Source organism: Micromonospora haikouensis, from assembly GCF_000876225.1.
Classification (GTDB): Bacteria; Actinomycetota; Actinomycetes; order Mycobacteriales; family Micromonosporaceae; genus Micromonospora; species Micromonospora haikouensis.
This window is the reverse complement of sequence record NZ_JXSX01000003.1, coordinates 1813934-1825961: the sequence shown is the minus strand read 5'-3', so window position 1 is coordinate 1825961 and position 12028 is coordinate 1813934. Positions and strand designations below refer to the sequence as shown.

The following is a 12028-nucleotide window of genomic DNA, read 5'->3' as shown; positions in this document are numbered from 1 at the left end:
GGGCGCGGCGGTCAGTGGTGCGCCCGGCCGGCGGTCACCGGCGGCGCGACGGACGGGGAACGGGGCGGGGGCGTGGGGCCGAGCGTGGGCAGGCCGGCGATGCGCCAGGCCGCGAAGCCGCCGACGACGTCGGTGGCGCAATGCAGGCCGATGTCCTGGAGCGCGGCGGCGGCGAGCGAGGAGGTGTAGCCCTCCTGGCACAGCACCACCACGGGCACGTCGTAGCCGACGGCCTGGGGCAGCCGGGCCGCGCACCGGGGGTCGAAGCGCCACTCGAGCACGTTGCGCTCGATCGCCAGGGCGCCGGGCACAGTGCCGTGCGCGGCGCGTTGCGCGGCCGGCCGGATGTCGACCAGCAGGGCGCCCTCGCGGTACGCCAGGTGCGCCTGCTCGGGGTCGAGCCGCCGCAGCCGGGAGCGCGCCTCGGCGAGGATCTCGTCGATGCCCCGGGAGCCGGGGGGTGGCACGGGACGTGGACAGCTCTCGGCGCGGGCGGGGTGGTGCGGCATGGTCGGGTCCTTCCAGGGAGTCGAGGTGGTCAACGATGTCACCACGCGACGCCGGCCTCGGCGACCTCGGCCACCCGCAGCAGGCCGTCGACGAGGCGGTAGCGGGTCATCCGGGTCAACGCGGGACGGTAGACGTGCACGCTGACCGCCGGCTGGTCGTCGCGGTTGGTGACCACGTGCACGTGGCGGGCGCCGAAGCGGCGGCCGGCGCCGGCGGCGAGGCGGTGCGGGCGCAGCCGGCCGCCGCTGACGGTCTCCTCGGTGAGGACGCCGTCCACGACCAGGAAGGCCCCGGAGGAGCCGCCGTGGTCGTGCAGGTCGGTGCCCTGGCCGGGAAGCCAGCTCAGCGCCCAGACCTCGTGGTCGGCGGCGACCGCGAGGCGCGCGTACCACCGGTGTTCGGGATGGAAGCGCAGCGGCACCGGCCAGCCGGCCGGGTCGGCGGCGTACCGGGCGGCGACGGCGAGCAGGTCGGGCTCGGGACGGCGGCTGACTACCATGCGGGACCTCACGGGATCGGTGCGGAGCGTGCGACCACCAGCATAGGAGGTAAAGCCTATAGGTTTAGTAGGTAATACCACATGATGGGAAGCCGCGTGGGCTTGGCGCGCGCCTCAGCGGCGCACCGGTGGCTCCACCCGGTAGCCCGGTACCGACGGCCAACGCACGGTCAGCAGCACCGACTCGCGCTCGGCGTACCAGGAGTGGTCCACGCCCCGCCCCCACACCACGTAGTCACCCGGCTCGGCGAGCAGCACCGTGCGGTCCGGCAGCTCGACCCGGAACCGGCCGCCGCTGACCAGCACCAGCAGCGCCGTACGCCGTTCGCCGGTGGCCCACCGCGAGCGGGCCTCCCCCGCCGCGTGCACGCCCCACTTCACCTCCACGTCGCCGCTGCGCCGCGGGTCGCCCTCCGGCATGAAGTGGCCCAGCAGCCAGCCGCCCTCCCGGGGGCCGTCCACGTCCGCCTTGCCCACGTACACCCTGTCGTCGCCCATCGCCCCTCCCGCGCCGGCCCGGCAAGCTACCAGGCGGCGCGCCGGCCCCGCTCGCGGCGCGCTGGCCGCGCCCGGCCGGGTATACAGGGTCGGTGGACGATCCCCTACCCGAACAGATGCGCGCGGCCGGCACCACGTTGCTCGGCGCGCTGGACGACTCGGCGCGGACCCGCGCCACGCACCGGTTCGACGACGACGCGGCCCGGCGGTGGCTGGAGTACCGTCCCCGGCCGCGCCCCGGGGTGTGCCTGGCCGACCTGGACCGGGCCGGCCGCAAGGCCGCGCACCGGCTGCTGGCCACGGCCCTGAGCCCGGCGGCGTACGCGCAGGCGATGGCCGTCGTCGCGCTGGAGGAGGTGCTCGACCGGGCCGAGGGCTGGCGGCGCGGGCGGCACAGCGGCGACTACTGGGTCGCGGTCTTCGGCGACCCGGCCCGCGACGACCGGTGGGCCTGGCGGTTCGAGGGGCACCACCTGTCGGTGAGCATGACCGTGGTCGACGACCAGGTCTCCCCCGCGCCCGTCTTCCTCGGCGCGAACCCGGCCGCCGTCCGGCACGCCGGGCACCCGGTGTCCCGGCCGCTCGGGGTCGAGGAGGACCTGGGCCGGGCCCTGCTCGACGCCATCGGCCCGGCGGGACGGGCGGCGGCGATCGTCGCCGACGACGCCCCCGCCGACATCGTCAGCGCCACCCGTCCCCGCGTCGCCGGGCAGATCGCGCCGCTGGGGGTGCCGGCCGACCGGCTCGGCCCCACCGGCCGGGCCCTGCTGGACCAGCTCGTCGCCGTGTACCTGGACCGGTTGCCGCCGCAGCTGGCCGCCCGGGAGGCCCGCCGGCTCGCCGGTGGGCCGCTGCACTTCGCCTGGGCCGGCCCCACCGGGCCCGGGCAGCGCCACTACTACCGGGTGCAGGGCGACGACCTGCTCATCGAGTACGACAACACCGCCGACGACGGCAACCACGCCCACACCGTGCTGCGCCGCCCGGCCAGCGACTTCGGCGCGGACGTGCTCGCCGCGCACCACGCCGAGGCGCACGGCTGACCGGAGCCACGCCGACCGCGGGCAGGGGCACGGCGGCGGTCCCCGCGGCCGGCGCGGGCGACGCCGGCCGCGGGTCGGTCCAGGCCGGCTCAGGCGGGCCGGACCGCCTCGATCAGGAAGCGCCGGGCGTGGGCCACGAACGGGCCGTCGGCCTCGATCCGGTCGTGCAGGCGGGCGAGCTGGGGTCGGTAACGCTCGACGGTGAACCCGGGGACCGTCCAGACCACCTTGCGCAGGAAGTAGACCACCGCCGCGACGTCGTGGAACACGGTGCGCAGGGTCGCCTCGCGCAGGTCGAGCACCGTCAGCCCGGCCGCCTCGGCGGCGGCGACGGCCTGGCCGGGGAGCTGCCGCTGCGGCGGGGGCAGCGGACCCAGCATCGCCTCGCTCAGCTCCCGCATGGTGCCGCCGCGGATCTGCTGGGACAGGAACGTCCCGCCGGGCCGCAGCACGCGGGCGATCTCGTCCCAGGGGGTATGCACGGGGTGTCGGCTCACCACGAGGTCCAGGGCGGCGTCGGCCACCGGCAGGCCGCCGCCCTCGGCGACCTGGAGCACCGTCGCGCCGACCGCGCGCAGGTTGCGCCGGGCCACCTCCACGTTGGGCGGCCACGCCTCGGTGGCCAGCAGGACCCGGGGCGGGCGGGGCACCTCGGCGAGGACCTCCCCGCCGCCGGTGTCGACGTCCAGCGCCGCGTCAGCCCGGGCCATCCGGTCGGCCACGAGCCGGGCGTAGCCCCACGGCGGTCGTTCCTCGCTGGCCCGCCCGCGCAGCCAGGAGAAGTCCCAGCCCTGCACGGGCACGGACGCGCCCTCGGCGATCAGCTCCTCGAATCCCCGCTTTCCGCTCATGGGCGGAAGCATCGTCGCACCCACCGCGCCGGGACAACCGGGTTTCAGACGCGGGGCCGGACGATCTCCACGGTGGAGCCCGCCACCGGGCCCAGCGCGTCGAGGGTGCCCGTCTCGGCGCGCCCGGCCTCGAACTGACGCATCAGGCGGGCGCCGAGCCACACGCCGGCCCCGCCCAGCCCGAGCGCGACCAGTTCGGCGGCGAGCATGACGCCGGTCGCGCCCCGCTGCGGCGAGTGCGCCCGGATGAGGCAGGTCAGCAGGAACAGCGCGGCCATCGCCGCGTTGACCAGGTTGAAGGTGATCTTGGTGCGGCGGGTCCGCTCGCCCGCGGCGTCCCACAGGTCGACCATCCCCGCGACGGTGGACAGCGCGGCCGCCACCAGGGCGGCGACCGAGGTCCAGTAGCCGACCTCGCCGAGGAACGCGGGACCGCCCGCGACGTCGGCCAGGTCGAAGACGGTGGCGCTGACGAAGAGCCCGAACGGGAACGTCACCAGCATCGGTTGGATGGGATGCCCGTGCACCCGCAGTCGGCTCTCCATCGCGCCCTCCCCTGGTCGCTTCAGCTCACCAGTCCAGGGTGCTACCCGCAGGTCGCCATGGGGAAACGGCCGGCCGTCGGATCGCCGACAGGCTGGTGGCCGGCGGTGCCGGCGGCCCGGCCCGCAGCTAGCCCTCCCGGGGGCGGGCGACCGTGGCCACCAGGCGTTCGGCGACCTCGCGCAGCGGGATGTCCAGCGACGTCGCCGCGCTGCGCAGCACCTCCAGGGCCTCCGGGGCGGGGCAGCCACGCTGGGTCATGATGACGCCGATCGCCTGCCCGACCACCCCCTCGCCGAGCAGCGCGGCGTCCCGCTCGGTGGCCTCGGCGGCCCGCCGCTCCCGGCCCCGGACGGCGGCCAGCAGCAGCCCGGCGTGCTCGGCGAGGAGCATCGCCGTGAGCTGGTGACGGGTGGTCAGCGCGTCCGGCGTCGAAGCGTACAGGTTGATCGCCCCGATGACCTGCTCGTCGACGTCGACCGGCGCGGAGATGACGCCACGCACCCCCGCCTGCCGGGCCCGGGCCGTCCAGCCCGGCCAGCGCGACTCCCGCCCGAGGTCCTCGGCGATGATCATCTCGCGGCGGTGGATGGCGCTCATCGCCGGCGTGTCGGGGCCGTCGCTGAGGTCGTCCAGGCCGGCGAGGGCCGGGTCGGAGGCGGCCACCCCGGCCGGCTCGCCGGCCCGCAGCGCCGTGAAACCGCACCAGGCGACCCCGGCGACAGCCGCCTGGGCGAGCCCGACCAACTGGACGAGCGCCGCGTCGAAATCCGTCACCTCGATCAGGCCGGCGGTGAGCTCCCGCAGCAGCGCCGCCGTCTCCAGCACGCTCAGGGTCTCGGTGCCGGCGACCTGCGCCTCCAGGTTCACCGGGCCACTGCCCCCGCCGGGAACGCCGGCCACCGGCGCCCCGTACCGCCCCTGCGCTGTCTCATCGTCTTGCTCTCCCGATTCTTTCGACGCGCGCTAGTACCCCCGGCAAGCCGGGTCGAAACGGCCGAAAAGTCGCGCCTCAGCGCGGGGCGGCGCTGAGCCGACGCCCCACCGAGGCGATGAGCCGGTCCAGCTCCGAGCCGAACGGGTTGTCGTGGACGAGGTACGTCCACGTCGCCGACGGCCGCACCAGCGTCGAGGCGTCCGGCTCCCAGTCCTCGTCGAACTCGGTCTCGGTGAACGTGGCGATGGTGCGGGCCTCGATCTCCGGCACCAGCGCGTTGAACGCCGGCACGGCCGCCCGGTGGAACTCGTCGAGCGGGTCGAGCCGGCCCAGGGCGCGCAGGTGCACGCCCTCGCGCACCTCGGACAGCTCGGCGAGGTGCTCGGCCCACAGCCGGTCGAGATGGAAGAGTGCGATCGACCGGGCCGCCCGGGCGAGCAGGTCCTCGTCCATCTCCTCGGCCTTCTCCGGCACCCGCTCCAGCAGCATCAGCGCGGCGATGTCGCTGGTCAGCAGCCGCTCCCGCCGCTCGGCGAGGGCCTTGCGCTGCTGCTCGATCACCACGCTGTAGCGCCAGGTGTTGCGGTGGATCTCGTGGTTGACGCCCTCGGCGACCCGCTGGGCGTGCTCCACGGCGTAGTCGACCTGCGGGTCGGTGACCAGGCCGTCGGCGTTCATCCGGGGCGAGGCGGGGACCGCGTCGCCGGCGTGCCGGACCACGAGGTCGTCCTCCAGGCTGACGAAGAACACCGACCCGCCCGGGTCGCCCTGCCGGCCGGCCCGGCCGCGCAGCTGGTCGTCGACGCGGCGGCTGTCGTGCCGGCCGCTGCCGATGACGTAGAGGCCGCCCAGCTCGGCGACCCGGTCCCGGTCGGCGGAGTCGCTGCCGCCGAGCCGGATGTCGACGCCCCGCCCGGCCATCTGGGTGGAGACGGTGACCGCGCCGTACGCGCCGGCCTCGGCGATGATCGCCGCCTCGTCGTCGTCGTTCTTGGCGTTGAGCACCACGCAGGGCACCCCGGCGGCCTCCAGCCCGACGGCGAGCTGCTCGGACTCCTTGACGTCGAGGGTGCCGACCAGCACCGGCCGGCCCTTGTCGTGGCAGCGCCTGATCTCGTCGACCAGCGCCTCGTCCTTCTCGGCCCGGGTGGCGTAGATGCGGTCCGGCTCGTCCTCGCGCACGCAGGGGGTGTTCGGCGGGATCACCGCCACCTCCAGGCCGAAGAACTCGCGCAGCTGGTCGCCGACCAGCACCGCCGTGGCGGTCATGCCGCACACCTTCGGGTAGAGCGCGATGTACGCCTGCACGGCGATGGTGCCCAGCACCTCACCCTCGGCGGTGGCGTCGAGCCCCTCCTTCGCCTCCACGGCGGCCTGGAGGCCGTCGGGCCAGCGGCGGCGCTGGGCCACCCGGCCGCGCATCTCGTCGATCAGCTCCACCGAGCCGTCCCGCACGATGTAGTCGACGTCGCGGTGCAGCAGGGCGTGCGCGTGCAGGGCCACGTTGACGGCCGAGAGCTGCCCCACGTGCTCGGTGTCGTACAGGTCGATGCCGCCCAGCTTGGCCTCCACGGCGGCCAGGCCGGCGGAGGTGAAGGCGACGCTGCGGCCGTCCTCGGCGACGGTGTAGTGCTTGCCCTTGCGCAGGCCGCGCACCAGGGCCGCGGCGGCGTGCACCGGGTCCTGCTCGCCGCCGACCGCGCCCGCGAGGACCATCGGCACCCGGGCCTCGTCGATCAGGATGGAGTCGGCCTCGTCGACGATCGCCGTGCGCAGCGCCGGCTGGACCCGGTCGTCGAGGTCGGTGACGAGCTGGTCGCGCAGGTAGTCGAAACCGGCCTCGCTGACCGAGACGTACGTGACGTCGCACGCGTACGCGTCGCGGCGCTCCTGCGGGGTGGACGCCTCGCTGACCGAGCCGACGGTCAGCCCGAGCAGGGCGTAGACCGGCTCCATCCAGCGGGCGTCGCGGCGGGCCAGGTAGTCGTTGACGGTGAGCACGTGCACCGGGCCGTTGCCGAGCCGGACGTGCCCGTACGCGGCGATCGTGGCGGTCAGGGTCTTGCCCTCACCGGTGGCCATCTCGGCGACCTTGCCGGAGAGCAGGGCCATCGCGCCGAGCAGCTGCACGTCGTACGGCCGCTGGTCCAGCCCGCGCCGGGCGGCCTCGCGGCCGATCGCGCAGATCTCCTCGTAGCCCGTGGCGGAGCCGGCGGCCTCGGTGAGCTCGGCGTCGGTCAGCGCCGACAGCTCCTCCTCACGGCCCTCGATGGCCGGCAGCAGCTTCTCCAGCGGGCCCAGGTCGACCGTGGTGCCCGGGCGCTGGAGGAACCGACGGAACCTGCTCTTCAACCGTTGCGACACACCCATGAGCCGCAACGGTACGCGACCCGGGCCGGATCGTGCGGCCCGGTCAGCCGGTCAACACCACCTGCAACTCCTGTCGGCGGCGTTCGGCCAGGTCGGTGAGCAGCTCCGGAGCCTGATCGAAGGGCACCACCGCCGACACGAGATGCGTGCGGATCCGATCACCGTACGCCCGCAGCAGGTCGATGGTCTCGGCCGACAGCCGCTCCCGGTCCCAGGTCGGGGCGAGCCCGCGCGGCACCCGGCCGATCTGGGCGCAGCGCAGCGACAGCCCGTTGTGGTGGAACTCCTCGCCGAAGCGGACCGCGTCCGCGCCCGCCTGGTAGAAGGCCAGGTCGATCACGGTGCCCTGGGGGCGCAGCAGGCGCAGCGCGAGCTGCAACGCCCACGCCTGCCCCCGGCACTGGAAGACGACGTCGGCGCCCCGGTCGCCCGCGGCGTGGTTCCACCGGGTCTTCAGCACCACCGCCGGGTCGTCGGCGCCCGGGTCGAGGGTCTGCAGGCCGAGCGCCTCGGCGACCGCCCGCCGCTGCGGGGTCGGGTCGAGCACCACCACCGACGCCGCGCCGTGGTGCCGGGCGAACAGGGCCGTGAGCAGGGCCACCACGCCGCTGCCGACCACCGCGACCCGGCGGCCGGCCACCCCGTCGCCGAGGGAGCGCACGTCGGTGCCGCGCAGGTCGGCGGCGGCGTGCAGCAGCCCGTTGGCGCAGATCGGGCCCATGTGCGCGACGTAGACGCCGAGCAGGGGGTCGAGGTCGTCGGGCAGCGGGACGAACCGCTCGGCGAGCGGGTCGGCGACGTGGCCGGTGCGGTGGCCGTACGTCATCGCGCCGACCGTGCCGACGGCGACCGCCGGCGTGCGGCTCTCGACCACCCGCCCCACCTGCATGTAGCCCAGCCGGGCCACCGGGTACGGGGTGCTCGCCTCGCCCGGCTGGAACAGCCCCAGCCCGGAGTTCCAGGTGACGTGGAGGTAGGGGTTGGTGCCCTTGACGAAGCTCAGCTCGGTGCCGGCGGAGACCCCGCTGTAGAGGGTCCGCACCCGGAACGTGCCGTCGCGCAGCTCGTCGGCGTCCTGCTCGACCAGTTCGACCCGCCCCGGGCCGCTCACCACCACCACCCGGTCACGCATCGACGCCCACCCGCGTCGCGGTCGGCACGACGGCGTGGGGGGACGCGGCGGGACCGGTCGGCAGGGACACCGGCCGCCCCGTGCGGGCGGACTCGGCGATCGCGAGGGCCAGCCGCTGGGTGCGCAGCGCCTCGGCGTACGGGACCCGCACGTCGTCGCCCACGCGCCGGACCGCGTCGACGAAGGCCCGGTCGACGGCGGTGCGGGCGGCGTCGGGATCGGCCGCCAGGTGGCGCTCGCCGTCGGCGTCGCGGACGGTCAGGCCGTCCTCGGTCAGGCTCAGGGCGAGGCCGTCGGCCAGGATCTCCAGCCCGGCCCGGTGTTTCCAGCCCAGGACGCAGGCGGCGGAGACGGTGCCGACCGCGCCGGCCGCGAAGCGCAGGGCGGCGGTGGTCACCGAGTCGACGTCGGCGCCGTCGACCGGCGGCGGGGTGCCGTCGCCGTACGCGGTCACCTCCGTCACCTCCCCGACGAGCACCCGCATCAGGTCCAGCACGTGCGCGGCCTGCTCGACCACGGGGCCGCCGGAGCGGTCCCGCCGCGCCCACCAGGCGACCGGGGGCACCTTGTCCAGCCACGCGCCGCCGACCATCCGCACCGGCCGGTCGGCGAGCAGCTCGCGGGCGTGCCGGACCACATGCAGGTACCGCCAGTGGTGGCCGACGCCGGTGAGCAGCCCGCGCCGGGCGACCAGGTCGGCGATCCGCTCGGCGGTGTCCAGGTCCACCGCGACGGGCTTCTCCACGAACATCGGCACCCCGGCGGCGATCACCGCCTCCTCCACCGGCCCGTGCGCGAACGGCGGCACGCACACGTACACCGCGTCGGGGCCGGCGGCGAGCAGCTCGTCGACGTCGGCGAAGGTCCGCGCCCCGTGCGCGTCGGCCAGGGCGGTCGCGGCGTCGCGCGCCACGTCGGTCACGCCGAGGATCTCGACGTCGTCGAAGCCGTCCAGCACCCGGGCGTGGCGCTGCGCCACCCCGCCGGCCCCGACCAGTCCCACCCGGCACCCGCGCATCGGCACACCCTTTCGCCACGCTTTCGCATTCGCGCGATGCACACTCCCCGGTGGGGCGCGCAATCAAACGTTCACCTGCCGAAAACCGGTGGGGGCGCGGCCCGTGATCAAGCTGTTAGCGACAATCCGGTTAGCGTGCGGGCGGAATTGGGAATTCCGTACTCCGCGTTTTCCACCACGATCTGGGGGTGCGTCAGTGCGGGATGCAGAGGCGAGTGTGACACCGGTGGTGGAGGCATGGGCGACATATCGGACCAGTTCGGCGGCCGAGTGGACGTCGCGGCGGCTGCTGCGCGCCAAGGGCGACAGCCGGGTCAGCGTGGTCCTGCCGGCGCGTAACGAGGAGGCGACGGTCGGCGCGATCGTGTCGACCATCCGCGAGCACCTGATGGACCGGGTGCCCCTGGTCGACGAGCTGATCGTGGTCGACTCCCGGTCGACGGACCGGACCGCGCAGGTGGCCCGGTCCGCCGGCGCGGAGGTGGTCGGCCAGGACGAGATGACGCGGGGGCTGCCCCGGCTGACCGGCAAGGGCGACGCGCTGTGGGCCGGGCTGGCGGCGGCCGAGGGCGACGTGGTCGCGTTCGTCGACGCCGACCTGCACGAGTTCCGCCCGCACTTCGTCACCGGCCTGATCGGGCCGCTGCTGACCGACCCGTCGGTCGACTTCGTCAAGGGGTTCTACCACCGGCCGCTGGTGGGGGCGGCCAGCGTGGAGGCCGACGGGGGCGGCCGGGTCACCGAGCTGATGGCCCGCCCCCTGCTCAACCTGTTCTGGCCGGAGCTGGCCGGCTTCGTCCAGCCCCTCGCCGGTGAGTACGCCGGCCGCCGCGACGTGCTGGAACGGGTGCCGTTCGTCTCCGGGTACGGGGTGGAGACGGCGATGCTGATCGACCTGCTCGACCTGGTCGGCCTGGACGCGCTGGCCCAGGTGGACCTGGGTGAGCGCCGGCACCGCCACCAGGACACGGCGGCGCTGGGCCGGATGTCGGCGCAGATCATGCTGACCGCCTGGTCCCGGTTGCAGCGCCGGGGCTGGGCCAACCCGGGCGCCGTGCCGGCCGCCCTGCTGACCCAGTTCCGGCGGGGCGGCTCCGACGCGCTGCCGAACCTCGACCGGGAGATCGTCGTCAGCGACGTCTCGGTCGAGGAGCGCCCGCCCCTGGCGGAGCTGCGGCACCGGGTGTCCCGGCGCCGGGTGCCCGCGTGACGAAGCCGCCGGAAACCGGCGTGCCGAAGCCGGATGCCGGTACGACGACACGGACGGGGTGGCGGCGCGACGCAGCGTCCGCCGGCGCGACCCGACGGCCCGCCGAGGGAAGGAATCCCGCATGAGCCTCACCGTCCTGATGAACGCCGGCCCGTGGCTGTCCGTGCCGCCGCCCGGCTACGGGGGGATCGAGAACGTCATCGCCACCCTCGTGCCGGAGCTGCGCAGGCTGGGCGTGCGGGTGGTCCTCGCCTCCGTGGACAGCAGCACCCTGCCCGTCGACGAGAAGATCACCGTCTTCGGCGACGGCCAGTTCCACGCCCTGCAACGGCCGTACAACCAGGTCTGCGGCATCTCCCAGGCGCACCTGGGCGGCGTGGTGCGCGCGCTGCACGCCCGCGACGACATCGACCTGGTGCACGACCACGTGGAGGCCGTCGGCCTGGCCACCCTCGCGGCGATGGGCCCGCAGGCCCCGCCGGTGCTGCACACCCTGCACTGGGACCTGGCCAAGCACCCCGACCTGTACGGCAACCTCGACGGCGGCGACCGGGTCCGGGTCAACGGCGTGTCCGCCGCGCAGCTGGCCCGTGCCCCCCGGGCGCTGCGGGAACACTCCGTCGGCCACGTGCACCTGTCCACTCCGCTCGCCGTCGACGCCGACCGGCGGCCCCGGCCGGACAAGGGCGACTACCTGATCATCCTGGGCCGGATCAACCCGGGCAAGGGCCAGGACGTCGGCGCCCGGCTGGCGCGGCGGGTCGGCGTGCCGCTGGTGCTCGCCGGGCCGGTCGGGCCCTACCACCGGCCGCAGGACCTGGCCGCGGCGGGCGACGAGGCCCGGCAGAACCCGGACGTGCGGTTCTTCTACGACGAGGTGGCCCCGCACGTCGACGGCGACCTGGTCCGCTGGGTGGGCACGGTCGCCGGGCAGGAGCGCGACGACCTGCTGGCCGGGGCCCGCGCCGCGCTGTTCCCGCTGCGCTGGGAGGAGCCCGGCGGCACGGCCGTGGTCGAGTCCCTGGCGCTGGGCACCCCGGTCGTGGCGACGGCCCGGGGCTGCCTGCCGGAGCTGATCGAGCACGGCCGCACCGGGCTGCTCACCGCCGACGAGGACGAGCTGGCCGACCTGCTGCTGGCCGCGAGCGTGCTCGACGGCGACGAGTGCCGCCGGGAGGCCGCCAGGCGGTTCACCCCGGCGGTGATGGCGCGCGCGTACGTCGGGCTGTACGAGCAGGTCCGGCAGACCGCCTCCCGCCCCCTGCAACCCGCCTGACGGCGGCGCACGGAGGGGCACCTGTCAACGCCGCCGGGCCCCTGCTGAGACCGCCCGCGCGGACCGCCCGCGTTTGCGCGGGGCGGTGGCGGGAACGCGTCGCCCGGCCGGGGGGGCTCCCGCCCGGCGGTCAGACAGTGG

12 protein-coding genes are annotated in these 12028 nt (G+C 75.4%); 3 read left to right on the top strand and 9 right to left on the bottom strand.

The features are described 5' to 3' along the window. Positions 1-11: 11 nt before the first annotated feature. The 3 genes from TK50_RS29085 to TK50_RS29075 all read right to left on the bottom strand — a co-directional run bounded on the left by TK50_RS29085 (position 12) and on the right by TK50_RS29075 (position 1507). Positions 12-509, bottom strand: a complete 498-nt coding sequence (locus TK50_RS29085) for a rhodanese-like domain-containing protein (protein WP_043968728.1) — start codon at positions 507-509, stop codon at positions 12-14. A gap of 38 nt (positions 510-547) precedes the next feature. Next, entirely contained in the window at positions 548-1009 is a 462-nt protein-coding gene (locus TK50_RS29080) for a cysteine dioxygenase (RefSeq protein ID WP_043968727.1), read from the bottom strand. 114 nt (positions 1010-1123) lie between these two features. Then, complete coding sequence (locus TK50_RS29075) at positions 1124-1507, bottom strand: cupin domain-containing protein (RefSeq protein ID WP_043968725.1); 384 nt, start codon at positions 1505-1507, stop codon at positions 1124-1126. A 92-nt stretch (positions 1508-1599) separates the two neighbouring features. Here TK50_RS29075 and TK50_RS29070 point away from each other — a divergent pair, with 92 nt between their 5' ends. Beyond that, positions 1600-2550, top strand: coding sequence for a DUF3500 domain-containing protein (locus TK50_RS29070; RefSeq protein ID WP_043968724.1), 951 nt, complete (start codon positions 1600-1602; stop codon positions 2548-2550). Positions 2551-2639: 89 nt separating this feature from the next. Here the strand turns inward: TK50_RS29070 and TK50_RS29065 are convergent, their stop codons facing one another. From TK50_RS29065 to TK50_RS29040, 6 genes are all read right to left on the bottom strand, one after another. Continuing rightward, positions 2640-3401 carry a class I SAM-dependent methyltransferase gene (locus TK50_RS29065; protein ID WP_043968721.1) on the bottom strand — a complete coding sequence of 254 codons (762 nt, stop codon included), beginning with the start codon at positions 3399-3401 and terminating at the stop codon, positions 2640-2642. Between the two features lie 44 nt (positions 3402-3445). After that, the gene (locus TK50_RS29060) at positions 3446-3946 is read right to left on the bottom strand and encodes a DUF2231 domain-containing protein (protein ID WP_043968720.1); all 501 of its coding nucleotides are present in this window, start codon (positions 3944-3946) and stop codon (positions 3446-3448) included. Positions 3947-4073: 127 nt separating this feature from the next. Next, positions 4074-4814: a GAF and ANTAR domain-containing protein gene (locus tag TK50_RS29055; RefSeq protein ID WP_043969538.1), complete on the bottom strand. Its 741-nt coding sequence runs from the start codon at positions 4812-4814 to the stop codon at positions 4074-4076. A 142-nt stretch (positions 4815-4956) separates the two neighbouring features. Further along, positions 4957-7251, bottom strand: a complete 2295-nt coding sequence (secA2, locus tag TK50_RS29050; RefSeq protein ID WP_043968718.1) for an accessory Sec system translocase SecA2 — start codon at positions 7249-7251, stop codon at positions 4957-4959. Between the two features lie 43 nt (positions 7252-7294). Next, the gene (locus TK50_RS29045; RefSeq protein WP_043968716.1) at positions 7295-8383 is read right to left on the bottom strand and encodes a zinc-dependent alcohol dehydrogenase; all 1089 of its coding nucleotides are present in this window, start codon (positions 8381-8383) and stop codon (positions 7295-7297) included. Then, positions 8376-9401, bottom strand: a complete 1026-nt coding sequence (locus TK50_RS29040; RefSeq protein ID WP_043969537.1) for a Gfo/Idh/MocA family protein — start codon at positions 9399-9401, stop codon at positions 8376-8378. The genes TK50_RS29045 and TK50_RS29040 overlap by 8 nt, the downstream gene beginning before the upstream one ends. Positions 9402-9630: 229 nt before the next feature. On the opposite strand from TK50_RS29040, the gene TK50_RS29035 reads away from it, so the two are divergent. Further along, complete coding sequence (locus TK50_RS29035; RefSeq protein ID WP_241774176.1) at positions 9631-10611, top strand: glucosyl-3-phosphoglycerate synthase; 981 nt, start codon at positions 9631-9633, stop codon at positions 10609-10611. 121 nt (positions 10612-10732) lie between these two features. After that, positions 10733-11887, top strand: coding sequence for a glycosyltransferase (locus TK50_RS29030; protein WP_043968713.1), 1155 nt, complete (start codon positions 10733-10735; stop codon positions 11885-11887). Positions 11888-12028 lie beyond the last annotated feature (141 nt).

What these genes read in the sequence shown, in the direction of transcription:
- TK50_RS29080 (WP_043968727.1), bottom strand. Translation starts at nt 1,009, where the DNA reads ATGGTAGTCAGCCGCCGTCCCGAGCCCGACCTGCTCGCCGTCGCCGCC.
- TK50_RS29060 (WP_043968720.1), bottom strand. Translation starts at nt 3,946, where the DNA reads ATGGAGAGCCGACTGCGGGTGCACGGGCATCCCATCCAACCGATGCTG.
- TK50_RS29040 (WP_043969537.1), bottom strand. Translation starts at nt 9,401, where the DNA reads ATGCGCGGGTGCCGGGTGGGACTGGTCGGGGCCGGCGGGGTGGCGCAG.
- TK50_RS29030 (WP_043968713.1), top strand. Translation starts at nt 10,733, where the DNA reads ATGAGCCTCACCGTCCTGATGAACGCCGGCCCGTGGCTGTCCGTGCCG.
- TK50_RS29075 (WP_043968725.1), bottom strand. Translation starts at nt 1,507, where the DNA reads ATGGGCGACGACAGGGTGTACGTGGGCAAGGCGGACGTGGACGGCCCC.
- TK50_RS29045 (WP_043968716.1), bottom strand. Translation starts at nt 8,383, where the DNA reads ATGCGTGACCGGGTGGTGGTGGTGAGCGGCCCGGGGCGGGTCGAACTG.
- secA2 (WP_043968718.1), bottom strand. Translation starts at nt 7,251, where the DNA reads ATGGGTGTGTCGCAACGGTTGAAGAGCAGGTTCCGTCGGTTCCTCCAG.
- TK50_RS29085 (WP_043968728.1), bottom strand. Translation starts at nt 509, where the DNA reads ATGCCGCACCACCCCGCCCGCGCCGAGAGCTGTCCACGTCCCGTGCCA.
- TK50_RS29065 (WP_043968721.1), bottom strand. Translation starts at nt 3,401, where the DNA reads ATGAGCGGAAAGCGGGGATTCGAGGAGCTGATCGCCGAGGGCGCGTCC.